The organism is Kitasatospora sp. NPDC002522 (genome assembly GCF_053595195.1).
Genome location: NZ_JBSFXE010000006.1, coordinates 105,561 through 126,705, shown reverse-complemented (window position 1 = coordinate 126,705; position 21,145 = coordinate 105,561). Strand labels below are relative to the sequence as shown.

Sequence of the window (21,145 nt, the reverse complement as noted above, 5' to 3'; positions counted from 1 at the left end):
ACGTCGGCCGGTCGGTCATTGCGCGGTGGATCGCCGGGCGGAGGCCACCGGGCGGGTGAGTTCGCGCAGCTCCGCCTCCAGTGCCCGGGCCGCGAACGGGTGGCCGCTCAACTCGTCGAAGGCGACCTGGAGTTCGGAGCGGGGGACGATCAGCACCGGACAGTGCGCCGGCCGCACGCAGGACTGCCCGACCGAGGCCCGCAGGCCCCGCCGGAACCACGAGCCGGACGGGCCGAGGACCAGCAGGTCGCCGGGGCGGTCCGCGGCGGCGACCAGGGACGGGCCTGCCGGGCCCCGCACGGTGGTGGCGGTGACCGGCACGCCGGGGTCCGCGCCGCCGAACGCCTCGGCCATCGCCTCGGCGAGGGTCTGCGCCGCGGCGGCACGGACGGCCGAGAGCAGCGGCGGGCACGGCGAGCGGCGGTAGCCGAACTCCCCGCCCGGGGGCTCCCAGGCGTGCAGCGCCAGCACCTCCGCGTCGAGCCGCCGGGCCTCGGCGACCGCGCGGTGCAGGGCGCCCAGGCTGCCGAGCGATCCGCTGACTCCGACCACGACCCGCAGCCCGTTTCGGCCCGCGCGCGGCTGCTGCTCCATCCCGTCCTCCGTCCGAGGCGGCCGGACCCCGGCCTTCCGGTCGCCGGGGTCCGCGCCGCACCGCCAGCAGATCCGATCCGCCGAGGCCCCGGCCCCGCGTTGACGCTTCCCTGACGCCGCCGCCCTGGATACCAACGCCACCCTGACGCCCGGCCCGCCGGAACCGGCGTTCACCGGGAGTGAAGGAGAAGGAGGCCCGCCATGGCAGCCATCACCTCAGCCTCCCCCTGTCGCCGTCACCCCGCGCCGTGGTAGGAAAGTTTCCGACCTACTCATCCCTCTCCCCCGAAGGTGTCGCCGAGACATGTCCGACAAGCCGCTGGCCGGTCAGCAGAACCTGCTGTGGTCGATCAATGCGCGTGCCGTGCTCGAACTGGTCGAGCGGGACGGGCCGGTTGCGCGGCCGGAGTTGGTGCGGGCGTCCGGGTTGTCGAAGACCACCGTCGCGCAGGCGTTGGAACGGCTGGTGGAGCGCGGGGCGGTCCGGGAGCTGGGCCTCGACACCTCGCGTCGTGGGCCGGCGGCCACGCTGTACGGCGTCGACCCCGGGGCGGGGCACGCGCTGGGGGTGCGGGTCAGCCCGACCACCGTCGAGGCGCGGTTGATCGACCTGACCGGCAGCGTGCTGGCGACGGCCACCGCACCGGCCACGCTCGACGTGGCGTCCGCCGTGACGACGGCCGCGGCCCGGTGCGCCAAGCAGGCGGGGATGCCGCTTCACGCGGTCGATGCGGCGGTGGTCGGCGTCCCGGCGATCGTCGGGCGGGACGGGCGGACGATCCGGGTCGGCCGTGGCCTGCCGCGCGACGGCGCGGGGCTGGTCGAGGGGCTGGAGCGGTCGTTCCCGTTGCCGTTCACGCTGGAGAACGACGCCAACCTCGCCGCCGTCGCCGAACTGCGGCTCGGCGAGGGCCGCGGCACCAAGGACTTCGCGCTGCTGCGGATCGGGCCGGGTCTCGGCGCCGGACTGGTGCTGGACGGGCGGCTGCACCGCGGCATCGCGGGCGGTGCCGGCGAGGTGGGCTTCCTCCCGCAGGCGGGCCTGCCGCTCGGGGCGGCGGTCCCGGGGCTGACCTCGGACTCGACCGGCGCCGAGATCAGCGACTTCGTCGGTCGCGCCGCGCAGGTGATCGGTGCCGTCACGCTGGTCGTCGAGCCGGGGCTGTTCGTCCTCGGCGGTCCGGCCGGGGCCGGGAACGAGCCGCTCGCCGCGCTGGTGCGCCGCCGGCTCGCGGAGATCGCCGGCCCGCTGCGGATCGACGTGCGCGCCTCCGAGCTCGGCCCGGACGCGGACCTGGACGGGGCCTGCCTGCTGGCCCGCGAACAGGTCCGTGAAAACGCTTTCCTGACTGCGTGTCAGTAACCGTTTCCACTCCCCCCACACCCCCGGGACCCCGCATGCCGCCCAGCGTCGCCGAACGCCTCGGCCACTCCCCCGACACCCGCCTGCTGATCGTCAACGCCGACGACTACGGCATGTGCCGCTCCGCCAACACCGGTATCTCCGGCCTGCTGGCAGCCGGCGCGATCGACTCCGCCACCGTGATGCTGCCGTGCCCGTGGGCACCGGAGGCGATCGCCACGGCCGCCGCGCACGGCTGGGACGTGGGCGTGCACCTGACCCTGACCAGCGAGTGGGAGGGCTACCGGTGGGGACCGGTCGCCCGCACCGGCGACAGCTCCTCGCTGGTCGACGAGCACGGCTACTTCCCGCGCGACTGCGCCACCGTCGAGCGCACCGCCGACGCCGGACAGCTCACCGCCGAACTGCGCGCCCAGCTGGACCGGGCGATCGCCCTCGGCCTCGACCCGACGCACGCCGACAACCACATGGGCAGCGTCTACGGCCTGGCCACCGGCCGGGACTTCCTGGAGCAGGTGCTGCCGCTGTGCGCCGAGTACGGCCTGCCGTTCCGGCTGCCCCGCTCGGCGGCGGGGATGGGACTGCCGCCGGAGTTCGACGAGCTGGTCGCCGCGAAGGCGGAACTCGCCGACCGGGCGGGCGTGGTGATCCTCGACCACCTGTGGACCGGCACCTTCCAGCTCGGCGAGGGCCATGCGTACGAGGACGTCCGGGCCGAGATGATCGGCCTGCTGCGCGGGCTGCGGCCGGGCGTCAACGAGGTCTTCGTGCACCCCTTCGAGGACACCGCGGAGCTGCGCGCGATCATGCCGCACCACGCCAAGCGCGGCACTGCGGCTGTTCACCGACCCCGAGGTGCGGGCGGTGCTCGCCGAGGAGGGCATCGTCCGGACCGGCTGGCGCGAACTGCGCGAGGTCCAGCGCTCCCTGACGCTCCATCACCTTGGCGCGCACCCCGCGGGCAGCGCCGGATGATCGACCGTCTGCTCGGTGCCCGCCGCACCCGCAGCCCGCTGCGCTACGCCACCGGCAACCTCGGCGTGCAGCTGCTCAGCCAGGCGTTCGCCACCTACGCGACGTACTACTACGTGGACCGGCTCGGTGTCCCGTCCGGGCTGATCGGCCTGGCGATGGTGCTGCACGGCGTCGCCAACGCGGTGCTCAACCCGTTGATCGGCCACCTCTCCGACCGCACCCGCACCCGCTGGGGCCGCCGGCTGCCGTACATCGCGCTCGGCACCGTCCCGCTGGCGGCCGCGCAGACGCTGGTGTGGACGCCGCTGGTGGACGGGGCGACCGCCCGGTTCTGGTACTTCCTGGCCGTGGTGCTGGTCTACGACCTGCTGACCGTCCTGGTGGTGCTCAACTACGTCGCGCTCTTCCCGGAGCTCTTCCCCACCACCGGCGAGCGCGCCAGGGCCGCCCCGTCCCGGCAGGCGCTCGGCATCGGCGGCATGGTGCTCGGCGTCGCCGCCGCCCCGCTGCTGTACGGCTCGATCGGCTGGCCCGCGATGGGCGCGGCGTTCGGCCTGATCGCCACCGGCTGCTTCCTGGTCTCGCTGCGCGGCTCGGTGGAGCGCCCGGAGCAGCCCCGCGAGGCGTTCGGGTTCCTCACCGCCGTCCGCTACACGCTGGCCAACCGGGCGTTCCTGACGTACGCGGTGGGCAGCTTCCTGGTGCAACTGACCATCGCGCTGATGCAGGCCGGGCTGCCGTTCTTCACCAAGTACGTGCTGCACGAGCCGGACTCCGCGAACACGCTGGTGCTCGGCGCGATCTTCGCCACCGCCGTTCCCGCGGTGTGGGGCTGGGGGCGGCTCACCGTCCGGCTCGGCCCGCGCCGGGCGGTGCTCGCCGCGACCGGCGTGCTGGCCCTCGGCCTCACCCCGTTCCTGCTGGTCGGCACGCTGCTGGGAGCGGTGCTCACCGCCGCGCTGGTCGGCCTCGGCATCGCCGGGATGCTGGTGCTGCTGGAGATCATGCTCGCCGAGGTGATCGACGACGACGAGACCAGGACCGCCGCGCGCCGCGAAGGCATGTACATGGGCATGAACGGCTTCATCGTCCGCTGGTCGGTCTCGTTGCAGGCCGCGGTGCTCTCCCTGGTGCTCGCCGCGGGCGGCTACCGCTCGGGGGCCGACGTCCAGCCGGCGTCCGCGCTCAGCGGAATCCGGCTGCTGCTGGGTGCCGTCCCGCCGGCGATCCTGCTCCTCGCGGCCGCCTGCTTCGCGCTGTACCCACTGCGCGGGGGCCGCGATCAGCGGCCTGCCGGAGGCGATCCGGCCGGGTCGCGGGGCCGGCGGGCCGTCACCCGAAGTGCGCGAATGGCCGCGTACTCGGCCCCCGGGCACACCCCCTCCTCATATGATCGGAGCGACATGCGTCATCCTTGTGAGTAGATCTGCCCAGACACCAGCAGGAGGAAGCTCGTGGACGACGTTCTGCGGCGCGCGGCGCTCTTCGCGGCACTCGACGACGACCAGGCTGCCGAGCTCCGCGCTTCCATGACCGAGGTGACGCTCGCTCGCGGCGAGTCGCTGTTCCACGAGGGCGACCCGGGCGACCGGCTGTACGTCGTGGTCGAGGGCAAGGTGAAGCTGCACCGCGCCTCCCCGGACGGCCGCGAGAACATGCTCGCGGTGCTCGGCCCCAGCGAGATGATCGGCGAACTGTCGCTGTTCGACCCGGGCCCGCGCACCGCCACCGCCACCGCCCTCACCGAGGTCAAGCTGCTCGGCCTGGGCCACGGCGACCTGCTCCCGCTGCTGCACGCGCGGCCCGAGGTCTCCATCGCGCTGCTGCGCGCCATCGCCCGCCGGCTGCGCCGCACCAACGACGTGATGTCCGACCTGGTCTTCTCCGACGTGCCCGGCCGCGTCGCCAAGGCCCTGCTGGACCTCTCCCGCCGCTTCGGCGTGCAGTCCGAGGAGGGCATCCACGTCGCCCACGACCTGACCCAGGAGGAGCTCGCCCAGCTGGTCGGCGCCTCCCGCGAGACGGTCAACAAGGCCCTCGCCGACTTCGCCGGCCGCGGCTGGCTCAAGCTGGAGGCCCGCGCGGTCGTCCTCCTCGACGTCGAACGCCTCTCCCGCCGCTCGCGCTGAGCCGCGACGCGCCGGACGCGAGCCGCAACGAGATCCGCCCAGGGAGTGATGTGCTCTCCCGGGCGGATCTTTGGCGTCCCGGTTCCCGCTAGATCAGCCCGTGCTCTTCCAGGTACGTCAGCTGCGCCCGCACCGACAGCTCCGCCGCGGGCCACACCGCGCGGTCGACGTCGGCGTAGACCCGCGCGACGACCTCCTCCGGCGTGCGGCAGCCCGACTCGACCGCGGTCTCGACCTGGGCGAGGCGGCTGGCCCGGTGCGCCAGGTAGTACTCGACGGCGCCGAGCGCGTCGGCCAGGACGGGGCCGTGGCCGGGCAGGATCGTGCGGACGCCGTGCTCGGAGGCGAGCACGTGCAGGTGGCGCAGGGAGTCGAGGTAGTCGCCGAGCCGCCCGTCGGGGTGGGCGACGACGGTGGTGCCGCGGCCGAGCACGGTGTCGCCGGTGAGCAGGGCGCCGTCGGCCGGCAGGTGGAGGGTGAGCGAGTCGGCGGTGTGGCCGGGGGTGGCGATCACCCGGAGGTCGAGGCCGCCGACGTCGAGCCGTTCGCCGCCGTGCAGGCCGTCCACGCCGAGGGGGTGTTCGGGGTCGAGGGCGCGGACCCGGGAGCCGGTGAGTTCGGCGAAGCGCTCGACCCCGTCGGTGTGGTCGGGGTGCCCGTGGGTGATCACGGTGAGGACGATCCGCTTGCCCTGCTCCTCGGCGGTGGCGACCACCCGGCGCAGGTGGCCCTCGTCGAGCGGACCGGGGTCGACCACGACGGCGAGGTCGGAGCCCGGTTCGGACAGCAGCCAGGTGTTGGTGCCGTCCAGGGACATCACGCTCGGGTTGGGCGCGAGGAGGCAGTACGCACGGGGGGTGGCGGCCCCGCCGATGGTCTCGGCGGGGTCGCCCGGCAGCAGAGTGGTCACCCGGTGGCTCCGAGGTCGTGGGGTCCGCTCACCCGGCGTCCACCTCGGCTCGGCTGAGGCGGCGCAGCGGCAGCGAGCGAACCGTGGCCCGGGCAGGCAGCTCGCGGTGCAGCAGGCGGGTGGTCTCCCGGGGCGCCGGTTCGTCGCAGGCGGCGGCGCGCGGGGTGACGGTGCGGGCGGGCGTGACGGGTGTCCGGCGAGCCACGTCGTTGTGGGTCATCGGAGGTCTCCTTCCGGGCGTCGGTACGTGTTCCCGCAGGTTGCGGGTGTCTCAGGGAGGGCCGGCAGGCCCTCGGTGGGAGCTTCTCATGCAGGAAACTCGCCGTCGATAGTGAGTTCGTCATACCCGGGCCAGCGGATGGTGATCCGTTCCCCGGCGACCTCGGCGTGGCCCAGGACGGGTGCCACGTCCCGTCCGGCGGCGGCCGTGAGGGCCGCGGCGACGCTGTCCGCGGGCAGCAGCTCGCGCAGCACCGTGATGGTCGGCGGCATCATCCCGAACCGGCCCTGCTCGAAGCCCGCCACCGCGTCGGCGGGTCGCAGCCAGGCCACCCGGTCGGCCTCGCCGACGGTGTCGGCGGCGTGCTGTCCGGCGGGCAGCGCGGCGACGAAGAACCAGGTGTCGAAGCGGCGTTCCTCGAACTCGGGGGTCACCCAGCGGGCCCAGGCCGCCAGCAGGTCGGTGCGCAGCACCAGCTGACGCTGCGCCAGGAAGTCCCCGAACGACAGCTCGTGGGCCTCCAGGGCGGCCCGCTCGGCGGACCAGTCGCGCGGCTCGACCAGCGAGTGGGCGTCCGGCCCGGCCAGCAGCACGCCGGCCTCCTCGAAGGTCTCGCGCAGCGCCGCGCAGACCACGGCCCGGGCGGTGTCCTCGTCCACGCCGAGCCGCTCGGCCCACGCGGCGGCGCTCGGGCCGGCCCAGGGCGCGTCGCCGTCGCGCGGGTCGACGCCGCCGCCGGGGTAGGCGTACAGCCCGCCCGCGAACGCCATCGAGGTGCGTCGGCGCAGCAGGTACGCCTCCGGGCCGGTCGCGCCGTCGCGCAGCAGCACCACGGTGGCGGACGGGCGGGGGGCGGGGGGCTGCACCCGGCCGGCGGCCAGGGCGCGGATCCGGGTGGGCCAGGGAGCGGGCATCTGCGGCATGTTCACGGATGTTAACGCCCCCGCTCGACGGGGCGGCGAACGCAGCGGGGCCCGCGCCGTGGTCGGCAGCGGGCCCCGGTCGGGTGCGTCTGGTCAGTCGCGGACGCGGACCATCAGCTCGACCTCGACGGGCGCGTCCAGCGGCAGCACCGCCACGCCGACGGCGCTGCGGGCGTGCACGCCCTTGTCGCCGAAGACCTGGCCCAGCAGCTCGCTGGTGCCGTTGACGACGCCGGGCTGGCCGGTGAAGTCGGGGGCGGAGGCGACGAAGCCGACCACCTTGACGACCTGCTCGACCTTGTCCAGGTCGCCGACCACCGACTTCACGGCGGCCAGCGCGTTGAGCGCGCAGATCTGCGCGAGTTCCTTGGCCTCCTCGGCGGTGACCTCGGCGCCGACCTTTCCGGTCCGCTGGAGCTTCCCGGCGACGACCGGCAGCTGACCGGAGGTCATCACGTAGTGGCCGGTGCGCAGCGCCGGAACGTACGCGGCGACCGGTGCGGCGACCTCGGGCAGGGTCAGCCCGAGGTCGGCGAGCTTCTGCTCGACCTGGCCCATGGCTACTCCTTCTCCCGCTTCAGGTACGCGACCAGCTGCTCCGGGTTCGGGCCGGGCACGACCTGGACGAGCTCCCAGCCGTCCTGGCCCCAGGTGTCGAGGATCTGCTTGGTGGCGTGCACGAGGAGCGGCACGGTGACGTATTCCCACTTGGTCATGGGGGTGACTCTAGCCGCCCGGGCCGTGTGAGGTGGGACACAAAGGGGGCATGATTGCCGGGGGCGGCCGGGATGCTCCGGGCATCGGGACCGCTCGCTCGTTACCCTCGCGGTGAGGGCACCCGCACGGTGCCGGCGGACCGACGGACGGAGAGCGAGCGTGGCGAGCACCCCCGGCACGGCCAGGCCGACCGCGCAGGAGGCGGAGCGGGAGCCGGACTGGGAGGGCGTCAGGCTGCACGTGGTCAGTGGGAAGGGCGGCACCGGGAAGACCACGCTGGCCGCCGCGCTGGCCCTGGCGCTGGCCGCCGAGGGCGGGCGGACCCTGCTGATCGAGGTGGAGGGCCGGCAGGGCATCGCCGAGCTGTTCCAGATCGCGGCGCTGCCCTACCAGGAACGCCGGGTCGCCACCGTGACGCCCAGTCAGCTCGGCCTGCCCGGCAAGGGCCACGGCGAGGTGCACGCGCTGGCGATCGACACCGAGCTGGCGCTGCTGGAGTACCTGGAGATGTTCTACAAGCTGGGCCGGGCCGGGAAGGCCCTGCAGAAGGTCGGCTTCGTGGACTTCGCCACCACCGTCGCCCCCGGCGTGCGGGACGTGCTGCTCACCGGCAAGGCCTGCGAGGCGGCCCGCCGCAAGGGCCCGGACGGGCGGCTGCTGTACGACGCGGTGGTGATGGACGCCCCGCCGACCGGCCGGCTCACCCGTTTCCTGAACGTCAACTCCGAGGTGGCGGGCCTGGCCCGGTTCGGCCCGATCCACACCCAGGCGCAGGCCGTGATGCGGGTGCTGCGCTCCCCGGAGACGGCGGTGCACTTCACGACGCTGCTGGAGGAGATGCCGGTGCAGGAGACGGTGGACGGGATCACCGATCTGCGGGAGGCCGGGCTGCCGGTCGGCGGGGTGCTGGTGAACATGGTGCGCCCGCCGATACTGGACGCGGCGGCGGTCGAGGCGGCGCACGCCGACCACCGCGAGGACGTCGCGCTGGCCCTCGGCGAGGCGGGCCTGGGCGGGCGCTCGCGCAAGCCGGAGACCGTCCGGGCCAACGTCGAGCCGCTGCTCGACCCGCTGCTGGAGCAGGCCCGGGAGCACGCCGAACGCGTCGAACTGGAACGCGTCCAACGCGCCGACCTGCAGCAACTGCGGCTGCCGACCTACGAGTTGCCGCTGCTCGGGGAGGGCATGGAACTGGCCGGGCTGTACCGGCTGGCGGGCGAGCTGAAGCGGCAGGGGGCGGCATGACCGGCCTGGACATCGATGCGCTGATCGACGACCCGGGCACCCGGATCGTGGTCTGCTGCGGCTCCGGCGGGGTCGGCAAGACCACCACCGCCGCGGCGATCGGCCTGCGCGCCGCCGAACGCGGCCGCCGCGTCGTGGTGCTGACCATCGACCCGGCGCGGCGCCTGGCCCAGTCGATGGGCCTGACCGAGTTGGACAACACCCCGCGGGTGGTGAAGGGCACCACGGGCGAGGGCGAGCTCCAGGCCATGATGCTCGACATGAAGCGGACCTTCGACGAGGTCGTGCTCAACCACGCCGAGCCCGAGCGGGCCAGGACGATCATGGAGAACCCGTTCTACCAGTCGCTCTCGGCCGGTTTCGCGGGCACCCAGGAGTACATGGCGATGGAGAAGCTGGGCCAGCTCCGCGCCGAGGACCGCTGGGACCTGATCGTCGTCGACACGCCGCCGTCCCGCTCCGCGCTGGACTTCCTGGACGCCCCGAGCCGCCTCGGGTCCTTCCTGGACGGCCGGGTGATCCGGCTGCTCACCGCCCCGGCGAAGGTCGGCGGGCGCTCCGCGATGAAGTTCCTCAACGTCGGCATGGGCCTGCTCACCGGGACCCTCGGCAAGATCTTCGGTGCCCAGCTCCTCACCGACGTGCAGACCTTCGTCACCGCGATGGACTCCATGTTCGGCGGCTTCCGGGAGCGCGCGGACCGCACCTACCAGCTGCTCAAGGCCGAGGGCACCGCGTTCCTGGTGGTCGCCGCGCCCGAACGGGACGCGCTGCGCGAGGCCGCGTACTTCGTCGACCGGCTGGCCGCCGACGCCATGCCGCTGGCCGGGCTGGTGCTCAACCGGGTCCACTCCACCGGCGCCCCGCAGCTCACCGCGGAGCGCGCGCTGGCCGCCGCCGAGGCACTCGAGGAGAACGGCTCGCACTCCGCCACCGTCGCCGCCGAGACGCTGGCCGCCGGACTGCTGCGGCTGCACGCCGAACGCATGCAGATCATGACGAGGGAACGGCGCACCCGGGACCGCTTCGTCTCGGTCTACCCGGACGTGCCGATCGTCGAGGTGCCCGCCCTGCCCGGGGACGTGCACGACCTGGACGGACTGCGGGCCATCGGCGACCGCCTCGGCTCCCCCACCGATTGAGCCGCCGATGCTGCGTCAGAACCGTCCGGTTTCCCGGCTCCTGACGAAGGGTCAGCCGGCCTGGGCGTAGTCCCGCAGGACCACCCCGGTCGCCAGTGACTCCTCGTACTCGGTGCGCGCCGTCTCCAGCAGCCTGCGCCAGGAGACCACGGTCGGCCGGCGGCGCAGCAGCGCCCGGCGCTCACGCTCGGTCATCCCACCCCAGACGCCGAACTCGACGCGGTTGTCGAGTGCGTCAGCGAGGCATTCGGTGCGCACCGGGCATCCGCTGCACACCGCCTTGGCGCGATTCTGCGCCGCCCCCTGTACGAACAGTTCATCCGGATCGCTCGTGCGGCAAGCCGCCTGTGCGCTCCAGTCGTCCACCCAGCCCATGCCGGCGCCGTCCTCTCCCGATTCGGGGCTCCCCCACGGCGGCAACGGCATATTCACCGCTGCCAGTTGAGGACGTTACGGAAGAACGGCACGACGCAACAGCCCCTGTGGGCCCAATCTGAAATGACCCGATCGGACTATGGGTGTCCGTCAGCTCACTCGTTGGAGTGATTGCAGGTCGCAGGCCTTGCCCGGGACCGTTTGGTCACTTTCGTCACGGTGCGCCACGACAGCCGGGAGATCGCCCGCCAAGATCCATCGCAAATCATCCCGAATCGGACAAAGCTCATCACTCACAAGAGTGATGACGATGAACAGAGCGAAGCTGTCGCAGTTCTGTGACAAGCGTAGGCGAACACCTGCCCCCCTGTACGGGATTCGCCGACGTAGGGTTCTCCCCATGGCACCTTCGCGATCCGCGGGCTCCCCGCTCGACCTGGCAGGGCTCGGCATCAAGTTCCTGGGCAGCGCCGTGCTGGCCGGCGTCCTGGTCGCCGGCATGGCCCTCCCGGCCGTCGGCGCGTTCGGACTGACCGCCAAGGACACCGCCGATTCGTTCGACAACATCCCGGACGACTTCAAGACGCCGACCCTCTCCCAGGCGTCCACCATCTACGACGCCAAGGGCGGCCTGATCGCCAAGGTGTACGACCGGGACCGCACCATCCTCACCAAGGAGCAGATGGCGCCGATCATGCGCCAGGCCCAGGTGGACATCGAGGACAACCGCTTCTACGAGCACGGCGCGGTCGACCTCAAGGGCGTGCTGCGCGCGGTCACCAAGAACGCCGAGTCCGGCTCCGCGTCGCAGGGCGCGTCGACGCTGACCCAGCAGTACGTGAAGAACGTCTTCGTCGAACAGGCCGGCGACGACCAGCAGGCGTTCCTGGAGGCCACCCGCAAGTCCCTGGGCCGCAAGATCCAGGAGCTGAAGTACGCCATCAAGCTGGAAGAGGACCTGAGCAAGGACCAGATCCTCACCAACTACCTGAACATCACGTTCTACGGCCACCAGGCGTACGGCATCGAGGCGGCGGCCAACCGCTACTTCAGCAAGAGCGCCAAGGACCTGACCATCCCCGAGGCCGCGACGCTGGCCGGCCTGGTGCAGAACCCCTCGGCGTACGACCCGATCGCCCACCCGCAGGCCGCGCAGACGCGCCGCAACACGGTGATCAACAAGCTGCTGGAGTACAAGCACATCACCGCCGACGACGCGAAGGCCGCGCTCGCCGCGCCGCTCGGCATCAAGTACTCCGAGCCGCAGAACGGCTGCATCACCGCGCAGTCCGGCATGGGCTACTTCTGCGACTACGTGCGCCACGTGCTCAAGCAGGACCCGGCGTTCGGCAAGACCGCCGCGGACCGGCAGAAGCTGTGGTCCCAGGGCGGTCTGAAGATCTACACCACGATCGACCCGGAGAAGCAGAACGCGATGTACAACGCGGTCACCAAGAAGGTCTTCGTGACCGACCCGGTGTCCGCGGCCGGCACCATGATCAAGCCCGGCACCGGCGAGATCCTGGCGATGGCCCAGACCCGCCCGTACGGCCTGGACAACAACAAGAACCAGACCGTGCTGAACCTCAACGTGGACGCCGCGATGGGCGGCGGCAACGGCTTCTCGCCCGGCTCGACCTTCAAGCCCATCCTGGCCGCGGCGGCGCTGGAGTCCGGGGTGCCGATCACCCAGGAGTTCCCCTCGCCGTACAAGATGGACTACCCCAAGATGACCACCTGCGACGGCACGTGGAACGAGAAGGGGGTCAGCGTCCAGAACGAGGGCACCGGCGAGGTCGGCCCGTTCAGCATGCAGATCGCCATGCAGAAGTCGGTCAACACCTACTTCGTGCAGCTGGAGGAGCAGGTCGGCCTCTGCCCGATGAAGCAGATGGCCGACAAGCTGGGCATCAAGACCCTGGCCAACGGCAAGCCGCTGCTCCAGGTCCCCTCCATGGTGCTCGGCACCCAGGAGGTCAGCCCGCTCACCATGGCCAGCGTCTACGCCGCGTTCGCCGCGCGCGGCAAGTACTGCACCCCGATCGCGCTCACCTCGGTGGTCAACACCGACGGCAAGAAGATCGACGTGCCCAAGGCCAACTGCACCCAGGCGATGTCCGAGACCACCGCGGACGGCGTCAACACCCTGCTGCTCGGCGTGACCGAGAAGGGCACCGGCTCCGCCCTCGGCCTCGACGACGGCCGCCAGATCGCCGGCAAGACCGGTACCACCGACAACCGGTACGCCGCCTGGTTCACCGGCTACACCCCCGACCTGGCCACCTCGGTCTGGCTCGGCGGCGTCGGCGGCAACGTCTCGATGAAGAACATCACCATCGGCGGCCACTACCGCAACGCGGTCTACGGCGCCGACGGCCCCGGCCCGATCTGGCAGCAGGCCATGAACGACGCCCTGGACAACACCCCCAAGTCCCAGTTCCAGACCGTCAACATCCCGGTCGCAACGCCGAGCCCCAACCCGTCCGACACCGCCACCCCGCCCTCCGGCGACAACGCCCAGGGCGGCCTGCTCGGCGGCAACAACAACGGCGGCCTGATCAACGGCGGCATCACCCTCCCGCCGGGCGCCATCAACGGCGGCAACACCGGCAAGCCCGGCCACCACTGACACACCCGCACGAAAGCCGCCTGCGGCGGGGAACTCCCCCACCGCAGGCGGCTTTCGGCGATTCTGGTGCCGCTTCTGATGCCGGCGGTTCCGGTGCTCCGGCGCCGCCGGGCTCAGCCCGCCAGGGCCGCCTTCACCGCGGCCGCCACCCGGCCGCCCTCCGCCTTGCCCTCGACCTTAGGCCGGACCAGCTTCATCACGGCGCCCATGCCCTGCGGCCCGCTCGCCCCGGACTCGGCCACCGCGGCGGCCACGATCGCGGTCAGCTCCTCGTCGCTGAGCTGCGCCGGGAGGTAGCCGTCCAGCACCACGCCCTCGGCGCGCTCCCGCTCCGCCTGCTCGGCCCGGCCGGCGCCGTCGAACGCCTCGGCGGCCTCGCGGCGCTTCTTCGCCTCCTTGCCGATCACCTGCAGCACCTCGGCGTCGGACAGTTCGCGCTTCTCCTTGCCCGCCACCTCCGCGCCGGTGACCGCGGCCAGGGTGAGCCGGAGAGTGGACGAGCGGAGCTCGTCCCGTGCCTTGATGGCAGCCGTGAGATCCTCCTGCAGCTGCGCCTTGAGCGTCGTCATGCCGCCGATTCTGGCACCTGACCGGCCCGAACGCCGCTTCTTTACCGCGCCGCCGCCACTTCCCGAAGTCCGCGGAAAATTCTTCGCACCCGGACGCAACCGCGGGCCGCGATGAACGTCCATACCGGTGAGAGGCCGGACGGGGGCCGCGCAGCATCACCCGCGACCTGCCCGTCTCCGACCTTCCGCACTCGTCAACTCACCTTGTCCTGGGGGGACTTCGCCATGCCCGCACGCCACCGCCCGGCCGCTCTCGCCGCCCTGCTGCTCGCCGGACTGCTCGCCACCGGCACCGCCACCACCGCCGTCGCCGCCGACGCCCCGGCGCCGACGCTGGCCGTCCAGGCCCCGGCCGCACTGGCCTTCGCCGGCGGTCCGCTGCCGCTGGTGGAGACCGTCACGAACCCGGGCCCGACCGCCCGTCAGCTGGCCCTGCGGCTCGCCGCCGAGACCGGCCCGGGCGCCTCGAAGTACGACCTCGCCATCGGCTACCGGGATCCGGCCGACGGGCAGTGGAAGTCCGTCCCGCTGACCTTCGCCGACGGCGTCTTCACCGGCAGCCAGACGATCACCGCCGCCCCCGGCACCACCACCGTCCAGCTCCGGATCGGCGCTCCCATGGGCCTGCCCCACCACGGCGCGAGCAACGGCGGCTTCCAGCACGTGGCGCTGAAGTCCACGCTCACCGAGCCCGGCGCCACCCAGCCGCTCGCCGAGCAGCGCAACGACCTCGGCATGGTCTCCATCGACAGCGAGCTGCAGAACGTCCCCGCGAGCGCGGTGGTCGGCGGTGCGCCGGTGGAGTTCGACTGGAAGATCAGCAACGGCACCCCGGCCGAGTACACCAACGTCAACGACGTGCTCTGGGTCGACCCGCACGCCACCGTGCAGAAGCAGGTCCCCGGTCAGGGCTGGGTGACCCTGAAGGCCGAGCACGTCGCCGACGCGGACTACGTCGCCGTCCGGGTCGACGAACCCGACCTCACGTTCGCGGCGCACACCGACCGCATCCCCCACCTGCGGGTCTCGTACGCCGCCGACACCCCTGTCGGCAGCACCAAGCTCAACGCCTGCCTGATCGTCGACGAGAGCCACGAGAACCCCTTCAACGGCACCACCATGTGCCAGGCCGGCCGCAGCCTCACCCTCACCGCGGCGACCACCGCCACGCCGACGCCTGCTCCCACGCCGACGCCGACCGCCACTGCCACCGCCGGGACGGGCGGCTCCACGGGGTCCACCGACGGCTCGTCCGGTGACTCCTCCGACGGTTCGTCCGACGGCTCGTCAGACCGGCTGGCCGAGACCGGCTCCAGCGGCACCGGGCTGGTCGCCGGGCTCGGCGGCCTCCTGGTCGCGGCCGGCGGAGCAGTCCTCTGGCTGCTCGCGCGCCGCCGCCGTCACACCGCCTGAGGCGAGGCCGCCCCGGTGGAACCCGGAGCCGGTGTCCCCGCCGGGGGCGACCATCCAGTCGTCCCGGTGGAGCCCGAAGCCGGCGTCCCCGCCGGGGGCCGACCGTCCGGCCGTCCCGGTGGAGCCCGAAGCCGGCGTCCCCGCCGGGGGCGACCGTCCAGCCGTCGCGCCCGGCTGGCAGACTGACGCCATGTCAGCTCACGGCACCGACGCGTACGGCGAACGGCTGGACGGCTTCCCGCCGTTGGTCCGACAGGCCGTCACCCTGGCCCGGGCGCACGGCTTCCCGTACTCCTGCCGCCCCGAACAGGGCCGCCTGCTGCACGTACTGGCCGGCGGCGCCCGGGTCCGCATCGGCGAGAGCGGCACCGGCCTCGGCGTCGGCCTGGCCTGGCTCGCCTCCGCCGCCCGGCCCGGGGTCCGGCTGCTCAGCGTCGAACGCGACCCGGTCCGCGCCACCGCCGCCGCGCAGCTCTTCGCCACCCACCCCGAGGTCACCGTCCTGACCGGCGACTGGACCGCCCTCCACCAGCACGCCCCGTACGACCTGCTGGTCCTGGACGGCGGCGGCCAGGCCAAGACCGACCGCGGCGCCGACCCGGAACGGCTGCTGACCCCGGGCGGCGTCCTGGTGGTCGACGACTTCAGCCCGTGCGAGAGCTGGCCGCCGCAGTTCCAGGGCCGACCCGACACCGCCCGCCTGCACTGGCTCGACCACCCCGCCCTGCGCGCCGTCGACCTCCCGCTGGCCGGCGACCTGTCCGCCGTCGTCGCGGTCCGCCGGCCGCGCTGAAGGCGACCTGTCCGCCGCCGCCGCGGTCCGCCGGCCGCGCTGAAGGCGACCTGTCCGCCGCCGTCGCGGTCCGCCGGCCGCGCTGACTGCCCAGCGCCCGTTCGGCGTTCGGCCTGCCACGCCCACCGGGGCGACCGCCCGTTCGGTCCGTTGCCCCGGTCTGCGACGATGGACCGATGCGACCGCTGTACTCCGTCCCGCTCGGTATCGCCGCCACCGGCGCCGCCTGTCTCGTCTACGCCGCCGGGTACGAGGTCCGCTCGTTCCGCCTGCGCCGGGTCGAGGTCCCGATCCTGCCCGCCGGTGCGCGGCCGATCCGGATCCTCCAGGTGTCCGACATCCACATGGTCGTGGGGCAGGAGAAGAAACAGCGCTGGCTGAAGAGCCTCGCCGCGCTCGAACCCGACCTGGTGGTCAACACCGGCGACAACCTCTCCGACCCGCTCGGCGTCCCCGCCGTGCTGGACGCGCTCGGCCCGCTGATGGAGTTCCCCGGCGTCTACGTCTTCGGCTCCAACGACTACTACGGGCCCGCCCGCAAGAGCCCCACCCGCTACCTCACCGCGCTGCGCACCGGCGTCCACGGCCTCAACAACCCCGACGGCTCCGGCCGCCGCGGCATCACCGGCGCCGTCCACAACCCCTGGCAGAAGCTCCGCGACGGCTTCGACGAGGCCGGCTGGCTCAACCTCAACAACGCGCGCGGCCGCCTCACCCTCGCCGGCCTCGACGTCGAGTTCACCGGCCTCGACGACCCGCACATCCGCCACGACCGCTACCCCATGGTCGCCGGCGGCCCCTCCCCCGACGCCGACCTCTCCCTCGCCGTCGTCCACGCCCCCTACCTGCGCACCCTCGACGCCTTCACCGCCGACGCCTACCCCCTGATCCTGGCCGGCCACACCCACGGCGGCCAGCTCTGCATCCCCTTCTACGGCGCCCTGGTCACCAACTGCGACCTCGACACCGACCGCGTCAAGGGCCTCTCCACCCACACCACCGCCGGCCACCGCTCCTACCTCCACGTCTCCGCCGGCTGCGGCACCAACCGCTACACCCCCATCCGCTTCGCCTGCCCCCCCGAAGCCACCCTCCTCACCCTCACCCCCGCCCCTCGCTGACCAGCCCTAAACCGGATTTCGTCTCTGGCCCCGCCTCCTGTAGAGTTCTACTCGTTGCGCCGGAGACGGAAGGCAACATCGCAGGACCGGGGTATAGCGCAGCTTGGTAGCGCGCTTCGTTCGGGACGAAGAGGCCGTGGGTTCAAATCCCGCTACCCCGACTTCGTAAGTGCAGGTAAGGGCCCTGCCGGAGAGATCCGGTAGGGCCCTTCCTCGTTCTGCGTGTCTAACTGAGTGACTATCCCTCAGCTGCGTGCCCGAAGACGTCGTCCATGACCGTCGCACCCGTCTGGATCACCGGGCGGATCTGCTTTCGGTAGACCTCCTCCGTCACGCTGGTGGAGGAGTGGCCGACGAGCCGGGAGATCTCCTCCAGCGGGACGCCCTTGTCGGACAGGATCGACACGAAGCTGTGCCGGAGTTCGCGGGGCGTCCACTCGGCAGCGTTGATCCCCTCGGCTGTGGCAATGGCGGTGCGGAACGCGCGGCGGACGTGCGACGGGTCCAGCTCGGTGCCCACGGCGGAGTGGAAGACCAGGCCGTTCTCCTGCCACTTGTCGCCGGCCGCGAGCCGGTCCCAGCCCTGGTCCACCCAGTGGTCGAGCAGCGCTTCGACACAGCGGGCCGGGAGCGCGAGGGTCCGCCGGGACTTCCGGGTCTTGGTGTCCCCGCCGGCGCGGACCGAGCGCCACACCGCGATGTGCGGCGGGATCGGCGGATCAGCCTTCGGGATGCCCTTCAGGAAGGCGTGGTCCCAGGTCAGCGCCCGCAGCTCCTCGGTGCGCGCACCGGTCAGCAGGGACACCACGATGTAGGCGTACATCCCGGTCTTCTCCGCCGCCTTCAGCACAGCCTCGGCCTGAGCGAGCGTCAGCGCCTTTGACGGGCGCCCGGCCTGTCCTGTGGGCACGGCGCACAGCTCCACCACGTTGCGCTTCACCTTGTCGCGGGCCATCGCGCGCTTCACCGCCCGGTTGAGGCAGGAGTGCAGGGCCTGAAGCGTGCGGGTGCTCAGCGTCTTGGCCTTGACCGCCAGCCAGCGGTCCACGTCTTCGGCACTGAGGTCCCGGAGCTTGCGGGCGCCGAGCGCCGGGATGACGTGGGTCCGGCACAGGATGGTGCAGGTCTCGACGGTCTTGTCGTCGCGGCCGGCCAGCCCGTACGTCAGCCAGTCGTTCACCGCGTTGGCCACCGTGTAGTTGGTGGGCGCGATGGCGAGGCCGTCCTCGTGGTCCCGCAGGACCTCTTTGAGCTTGTTCTTGGCCTCGGTCTTGGTCTTGCCGCTCCCCCGCTTCATGATGCGCTTCCCGCTCGGGTCGAACCCGAGGCTGGCGCTGGCGATCCAGCGCTGACGCTTCTCGTCCCAGTGGAGCCCGCCGTCCCCGCGGCTGCGGCGAGTCGCCATCAGCCGATCACCTCGGACCGCGAGGCGACGAAGGCCCGATAGGAGCCGTACGGGACCCGGCGCGCCCTTCCGATGGTGATCGAATGCAGCCGCTTGGAACGGATCAGGTCGTAAACCGCGGAGCGGCCCAGCTTGAGGCGAGCCATCACCTCCGGCACGGTCAGCAGGTCGTCATCAGCCATTCGTCGGTTCTCCTTCCGTTCCGGGGGCGGGTTGGATCGCGGTGGCCAGCCAGGCTTCGCCGCGAGTGAGGCCACGGCCGGCGAACGCCCAGTGCGCGAGCACGAGAGTGGTCTCATCGGTGGCGGGTGCGTCGGGGCCGTGGAGGAGCTGGAGGGTCTGCGCGCGGCGCCAGGCGGTGCGGGCGGCGCGGAGCTCCCCGAGGGTGGTCGAGTACTTGCGGGTCTTGGTCGAGAAGTGGCCCCGGAAGCCGAGCATGTGAGCCCACGCGCGGAGCCGAAGGTCCCCCAGGCCCGGGTTCGCGCCGAGCGTCCAGCAGGTCCGGATCAGCCGGCGGGCGTGCTCCGGGATCTCCAGGTGAGCGACCTCGGCGAGCAGCCGGATGGGCCGATCGAGGGTGCCCGTGGCGGTCTCCGCGCCCTTGGTGGCGTACTTGGCGATGTAGGCCGCGACGGCGCGATCGGAGATCGGGACTGGGCCGTTGAAGTCAGCGTTGCGGATCGTGCGAACGTCGAGCTGCCTACCCCAAGCGAATCGGTGCATACGGCCGTTGACAGTCGGGCCGGGGATCTCGGTGCGGGCAGCGGCGGCACGGATCGCGTCGGTGAGGAGTTCGGCCGAGGCCCAGGCTGGCGGGGAAGTGTCGGCACCCTCGGGGCCGTCGAGCCGGATCACCGCGTGGAAGTGGATCGCCCCGCGCTTCTGGTACTCGGCGACCTTCCCGAACGAGACCCGGGCGTGCTCTCGGAACTGACGCTGCGACAGGCCCGCCCGCTTGGCGACCTCTCGGCGCAGGTGAATCGAGAACCGGGCCCAGAGCTTCCCGGCGTGCGCGTTCCACAGCACCGCGGCGTCGTAGTCGTACGTCTCGGGGTCGAGGGGCGAGCCGAGTAGCGCATCATCAGCGGCGTGCGCGGTCCCGCACTTACAGCGGCCGGCAGCGGGCCGGTTGTGCACCGGGCCGAACGACGGAGCGGTGAAGGTGGCGAACACCCGGGGGTGCACGGCCACGGTGTCCGGGATGCCCTTGCCGCCGACCAGCCCGGCGGTGATCAGGTGGTAGGTGTCCCGCCGGTAGGTCTCGGCACACGAGGCACAGCGGGTCGTCCGTCGGTTGCCGCACCGCACCAGCAGATCGCCCGCGGGTAGCTGTGACGACTCCAGGTGGTGCAGCACCTGGCCGGTCGTCTCGTTGACCTCGGTCCGCCAACCAGCGAGCCGGATCGGCGAGGTGCACCCGGCGAGCCCGGAGAGCTGCCGCACGAGCGCCGGCATGGTGCCCAGCGACGCCAGCGCGGTCAGATCGGCAACGGGCGGTTCCGTGAGGGTGAGCATGATCTCCTCCTTTCGAACTGAGGCCCCGGAGCCGTCAGTTGCTGGCTCCGGGGCCGTGCGGTCAGCGCTGTTCGGTGGGCTTGGGGTGCTGCTCGGTCCAGGTCTCGGCGCAGACCTTGTGGGCGGGCTTGCCGCGGTCGGAGCGGAGGTTGGTGGGCTTGTCGCAGACGCCGCAGGGGGCGGGCTTGTTGTCCCAGTGACGGGAGTCGCGCCAGTCGAGGAGCGCCATGTCAGACCGCCGAGGCAAGGACGCGGGCGACGGTGCCTCGGCCGCCGCAGATGGGGCAGTTGACGGGGGCGGTGGCGCGGGAGCCGTCGCGGTGGCGGTGGCCGGTGGTGGTCGCGGCGCGGCCGAAGCCGTCGCAGTTGCGGCAGATTAGGCGTGTCGGGCGGGGGCGCTGCGTCATGATGGTGGTCTCCTTCGCGGACTTCGGTTCGGTTCGGGTTGAGGTCCCCGGCGCGGCGGGATGCTTGGCGGCTTGCTGCCGTGCCGGGGACCGGTTGTGTTCAGCGGCGGCGCGAGGTTCGGGCGCCGGGCTTGGAGGCGTACATCTGGCGGTCGGCCGCCGACAGCGCCTCGGTGAGCAGCAGCGTGGCCGGGTGCGAGGTGCCGACGGACGCGCCGACGGCCAGCAGCGAGGTTCCGAACGCGACGGGCCTTTGGAGCAGGCCACGGAGGTCCGGGACCCGGTCGGCGGCGTCCAGAACGACGGCAGCGAACTCGTCTCCGCCGAGGCGGGCGGCAAGGCCGTCCGTACCGCACCAGGTGTCGAGGCGGCGGGCGGTGGCTGCGAGGACGGCATCCCCAGCGGCGTGGCCGTGGGTGTCGTTGATGGCCTTGAACTCGTCCAGGTCGATCAGCAACACGGTGGTGCGCTCGGGGTGGGAGCGGATCAGCCGCTCGGCGCGGGCGGTGAAGCCATCGCGGGTGAGCAGACCGGTGAGCGGGTCGCGGCGGGCGGTCGCCAGGCGGCGGGCGAGGAGGGTGCCGTGTGCGGCCCAGCCCGCGAGCGGGACGCCGGCGGCGAGGAGCGGGGCGAGGTCCATTGCGGGTCCTTCCGGTGCAGGTTGAGGTCCCCGGGGCGACGGGATGCTTGGCGGCTTGCT

At 72.6% G+C, this 21,145-nt stretch carries 22 protein-coding genes and 1 tRNA gene; 10 read left to right on the top strand and 13 right to left on the bottom strand.

Annotated features, from left to right (window positions below; all coding sequences use genetic code 11):
• Nucleotides 1–15 precede the first annotated feature (15 nt).
• A complete protein-coding gene (locus tag ACWD4U_RS06930) occupies nucleotides 16–594 on the bottom strand; it encodes a universal stress protein (RefSeq protein WP_363454522.1) in 579 nt (192 codons plus the stop codon).
• A 304-nt stretch (nucleotides 595–898) separates the two neighbouring features.
• On the opposite strand from ACWD4U_RS06930, the gene ACWD4U_RS06925 reads away from it, so the two are divergent.
• From ACWD4U_RS06925 to ACWD4U_RS06915, 3 genes are read left to right on the top strand one after another with little or no spacing between them, the layout of a single operon-like run.
• Nucleotides 899–1,957, top strand: a complete 1,059-nt coding sequence (locus ACWD4U_RS06925; protein WP_363454520.1) for an ROK family transcriptional regulator — start codon at nucleotides 899–901, stop codon at nucleotides 1,955–1,957.
• A 35-nt stretch (nucleotides 1,958–1,992) separates the two neighbouring features.
• Nucleotides 1,993–4,356: an MFS transporter gene (locus ACWD4U_RS06920; protein ID WP_363454518.1), complete on the top strand. Its 2,364-nt coding sequence runs from the start codon at nucleotides 1,993–1,995 to the stop codon at nucleotides 4,354–4,356.
• 30 nt (nucleotides 4,357–4,386) lie between these two features.
• Entirely contained in the window at nucleotides 4,387–5,061 is a 675-nt protein-coding gene (locus ACWD4U_RS06915; protein ID WP_073807417.1) for a Crp/Fnr family transcriptional regulator, read from the top strand.
• A gap of 88 nt (nucleotides 5,062–5,149) precedes the next feature.
• On the opposite strand, the gene ACWD4U_RS06910 is transcribed toward ACWD4U_RS06915, so the two are convergent.
• From ACWD4U_RS06910 to ACWD4U_RS06890, 5 genes are all read right to left on the bottom strand, one after another.
• Nucleotides 5,150–5,971 (bottom strand): MBL fold metallo-hydrolase, encoded by an 822-nt coding sequence (locus ACWD4U_RS06910; protein WP_363454516.1) that lies wholly within the window; start codon nucleotides 5,969–5,971, stop codon nucleotides 5,150–5,152.
• Between the two features lie 28 nt (nucleotides 5,972–5,999).
• Nucleotides 6,000–6,191 (bottom strand): hypothetical protein, encoded by a 192-nt coding sequence (locus tag ACWD4U_RS06905; protein WP_363454514.1) that lies wholly within the window; start codon nucleotides 6,189–6,191, stop codon nucleotides 6,000–6,002.
• Between the two features lie 86 nt (nucleotides 6,192–6,277).
• Nucleotides 6,278–7,114, bottom strand: coding sequence for an NUDIX hydrolase (locus ACWD4U_RS06900; protein WP_363454512.1), 837 nt, complete (start codon nucleotides 7,112–7,114; stop codon nucleotides 6,278–6,280).
• A gap of 93 nt (nucleotides 7,115–7,207) precedes the next feature.
• Nucleotides 7,208–7,672, bottom strand: coding sequence for a RidA family protein (locus ACWD4U_RS06895; RefSeq protein ID WP_363454510.1), 465 nt, complete (start codon nucleotides 7,670–7,672; stop codon nucleotides 7,208–7,210).
• A gap of 2 nt (nucleotides 7,673–7,674) precedes the next feature.
• Complete coding sequence (locus ACWD4U_RS06890) at nucleotides 7,675–7,830, bottom strand: DUF4177 domain-containing protein (RefSeq protein ID WP_014136749.1); 156 nt, start codon at nucleotides 7,828–7,830, stop codon at nucleotides 7,675–7,677.
• Between the two features lie 235 nt (nucleotides 7,831–8,065).
• Here ACWD4U_RS06890 and ACWD4U_RS06885 point away from each other — a divergent pair, with 235 nt between their 5' ends.
• Nucleotides 8,066–9,076: an ArsA-related P-loop ATPase gene (locus ACWD4U_RS06885; protein ID WP_363454651.1), complete on the top strand. Its 1,011-nt coding sequence runs from the start codon at nucleotides 8,066–8,068 to the stop codon at nucleotides 9,074–9,076.
• Nucleotides 9,073–10,218, top strand: a complete 1,146-nt coding sequence (locus tag ACWD4U_RS06880; RefSeq protein ID WP_363454508.1) for an ArsA family ATPase — start codon at nucleotides 9,073–9,075, stop codon at nucleotides 10,216–10,218. Before ACWD4U_RS06885 ends, ACWD4U_RS06880 begins: the two co-directional genes overlap by 4 nt.
• A gap of 51 nt (nucleotides 10,219–10,269) precedes the next feature.
• On the opposite strand, the gene ACWD4U_RS06875 is transcribed toward ACWD4U_RS06880, so the two are convergent.
• Complete coding sequence (locus tag ACWD4U_RS06875; RefSeq protein WP_363454506.1) at nucleotides 10,270–10,593, bottom strand: WhiB family transcriptional regulator; 324 nt, start codon at nucleotides 10,591–10,593, stop codon at nucleotides 10,270–10,272.
• 400 nt (nucleotides 10,594–10,993) lie between these two features.
• Between ACWD4U_RS06875 and ACWD4U_RS06870 the strand changes: the two genes are divergently transcribed.
• The gene (locus ACWD4U_RS06870) at nucleotides 10,994–13,222 is read left to right on the top strand and encodes a transglycosylase domain-containing protein (RefSeq protein ID WP_363454504.1); all 2,229 of its coding nucleotides are present in this window, start codon (nucleotides 10,994–10,996) and stop codon (nucleotides 13,220–13,222) included.
• A 113-nt stretch (nucleotides 13,223–13,335) separates the two neighbouring features.
• Here the strand turns inward: ACWD4U_RS06870 and ACWD4U_RS06865 are convergent, their stop codons facing one another.
• Complete coding sequence (locus ACWD4U_RS06865) at nucleotides 13,336–13,791, bottom strand: GatB/YqeY domain-containing protein (protein WP_363454502.1); 456 nt, start codon at nucleotides 13,789–13,791, stop codon at nucleotides 13,336–13,338.
• Between the two features lie 225 nt (nucleotides 13,792–14,016).
• Here ACWD4U_RS06865 and ACWD4U_RS06860 point away from each other — a divergent pair, with 225 nt between their 5' ends.
• The 4 genes from ACWD4U_RS06860 (at nucleotide 14,017) to ACWD4U_RS06845 (ending at nucleotide 17,279) form a co-directional block, all read left to right on the top strand.
• A complete protein-coding gene (locus ACWD4U_RS06860; protein ID WP_363454500.1) occupies nucleotides 14,017–15,204 on the top strand; it encodes an LPXTG cell wall anchor domain-containing protein in 1,188 nt (395 codons plus the stop codon).
• 190 nt (nucleotides 15,205–15,394) lie between these two features.
• Nucleotides 15,395–15,997 (top strand): O-methyltransferase, encoded by a 603-nt coding sequence (locus ACWD4U_RS06855; protein ID WP_363454498.1) that lies wholly within the window; start codon nucleotides 15,395–15,397, stop codon nucleotides 15,995–15,997.
• Between the two features lie 176 nt (nucleotides 15,998–16,173).
• Nucleotides 16,174–17,118: a metallophosphoesterase gene (locus ACWD4U_RS06850; protein ID WP_363454496.1), complete on the top strand. Its 945-nt coding sequence runs from the start codon at nucleotides 16,174–16,176 to the stop codon at nucleotides 17,116–17,118.
• Between the two features lie 87 nt (nucleotides 17,119–17,205).
• A tRNA-Pro gene (locus ACWD4U_RS06845) sits at nucleotides 17,206–17,279 on the top strand.
• 77 nt (nucleotides 17,280–17,356) lie between these two features.
• On the opposite strand, the gene ACWD4U_RS06840 is transcribed toward ACWD4U_RS06845, so the two are convergent.
• The 5 genes from ACWD4U_RS06840 to ACWD4U_RS06820 form a co-directional block, all read right to left on the bottom strand.
• Entirely contained in the window at nucleotides 17,357–18,523 is a 1,167-nt protein-coding gene (locus tag ACWD4U_RS06840; protein ID WP_363454494.1) for a tyrosine-type recombinase/integrase, read from the bottom strand.
• Nucleotides 18,523–18,705: a helix-turn-helix domain-containing protein gene (locus ACWD4U_RS06835; RefSeq protein WP_363454492.1), complete on the bottom strand. Its 183-nt coding sequence runs from the start codon at nucleotides 18,703–18,705 to the stop codon at nucleotides 18,523–18,525. The genes ACWD4U_RS06840 and ACWD4U_RS06835 overlap by 1 nt, the downstream gene beginning before the upstream one ends.
• Entirely contained in the window at nucleotides 18,698–20,038 is a 1,341-nt protein-coding gene (locus ACWD4U_RS06830; RefSeq protein WP_363454490.1) for a replication initiator, read from the bottom strand. The genes ACWD4U_RS06835 and ACWD4U_RS06830 overlap by 8 nt, the downstream gene beginning before the upstream one ends.
• A gap of 61 nt (nucleotides 20,039–20,099) precedes the next feature.
• A complete protein-coding gene (locus ACWD4U_RS06825) occupies nucleotides 20,100–20,267 on the bottom strand; it encodes a hypothetical protein (protein WP_363454488.1) in 168 nt (55 codons plus the stop codon).
• A gap of 278 nt (nucleotides 20,268–20,545) precedes the next feature.
• Nucleotides 20,546–21,085, bottom strand: coding sequence for a GGDEF domain-containing protein (locus ACWD4U_RS06820; protein WP_363454486.1), 540 nt, complete (start codon nucleotides 21,083–21,085; stop codon nucleotides 20,546–20,548).
• Nucleotides 21,086–21,145 lie beyond the last annotated feature (60 nt).

Bases quoted from the DNA above. Each gene is read 5' to 3' on its own strand.
- ACWD4U_RS06930 (WP_363454522.1), bottom strand. From the start codon at position 594: ATGGAGCAGCAGCCGCGCGCGGGCCGAAACGGGCTGCGGGTCGTGGTC.
- ACWD4U_RS06925 (WP_363454520.1), top strand. From the start codon at position 899: ATGTCCGACAAGCCGCTGGCCGGTCAGCAGAACCTGCTGTGGTCGATC.
- ACWD4U_RS06920 (WP_363454518.1), top strand. From the start codon at position 1,993: ATGCCGCCCAGCGTCGCCGAACGCCTCGGCCACTCCCCCGACACCCGC.
- ACWD4U_RS06905 (WP_363454514.1), bottom strand. From the start codon at position 6,191: ATGACCCACAACGACGTGGCTCGCCGGACACCCGTCACGCCCGCCCGC.
- ACWD4U_RS06900 (WP_363454512.1), bottom strand. From the start codon at position 7,114: ATGCCGCAGATGCCCGCTCCCTGGCCCACCCGGATCCGCGCCCTGGCC.
- ACWD4U_RS06895 (WP_363454510.1), bottom strand. From the start codon at position 7,672: ATGGGCCAGGTCGAGCAGAAGCTCGCCGACCTCGGGCTGACCCTGCCC.
- ACWD4U_RS06890 (WP_014136749.1), bottom strand. From the start codon at position 7,830: ATGACCAAGTGGGAATACGTCACCGTGCCGCTCCTCGTGCACGCCACC.
- ACWD4U_RS06880 (WP_363454508.1), top strand. From the start codon at position 9,073: ATGACCGGCCTGGACATCGATGCGCTGATCGACGACCCGGGCACCCGG.
- ACWD4U_RS06875 (WP_363454506.1), bottom strand. From the start codon at position 10,593: ATGGGCTGGGTGGACGACTGGAGCGCACAGGCGGCTTGCCGCACGAGC.
- ACWD4U_RS06870 (WP_363454504.1), top strand. From the start codon at position 10,994: ATGGCACCTTCGCGATCCGCGGGCTCCCCGCTCGACCTGGCAGGGCTC.
- ACWD4U_RS06865 (WP_363454502.1), bottom strand. From the start codon at position 13,791: ATGACGACGCTCAAGGCGCAGCTGCAGGAGGATCTCACGGCTGCCATC.
- ACWD4U_RS06860 (WP_363454500.1), top strand. From the start codon at position 14,017: ATGCCCGCACGCCACCGCCCGGCCGCTCTCGCCGCCCTGCTGCTCGCC.
- ACWD4U_RS06855 (WP_363454498.1), top strand. From the start codon at position 15,395: ATGTCAGCTCACGGCACCGACGCGTACGGCGAACGGCTGGACGGCTTC.
- ACWD4U_RS06850 (WP_363454496.1), top strand. From the start codon at position 16,174: ATGCGACCGCTGTACTCCGTCCCGCTCGGTATCGCCGCCACCGGCGCC.
- ACWD4U_RS06840 (WP_363454494.1), bottom strand. From the start codon at position 18,523: ATGGCGACTCGCCGCAGCCGCGGGGACGGCGGGCTCCACTGGGACGAG.
- ACWD4U_RS06835 (WP_363454492.1), bottom strand. From the start codon at position 18,705: ATGGCTGATGACGACCTGCTGACCGTGCCGGAGGTGATGGCTCGCCTC.
- ACWD4U_RS06830 (WP_363454490.1), bottom strand. From the start codon at position 20,038: ATGCTCACCCTCACGGAACCGCCCGTTGCCGATCTGACCGCGCTGGCG.
- ACWD4U_RS06825 (WP_363454488.1), bottom strand. From the start codon at position 20,267: ATGGCGCTCCTCGACTGGCGCGACTCCCGTCACTGGGACAACAAGCCC.
- ACWD4U_RS06820 (WP_363454486.1), bottom strand. From the start codon at position 21,085: ATGGACCTCGCCCCGCTCCTCGCCGCCGGCGTCCCGCTCGCGGGCTGG.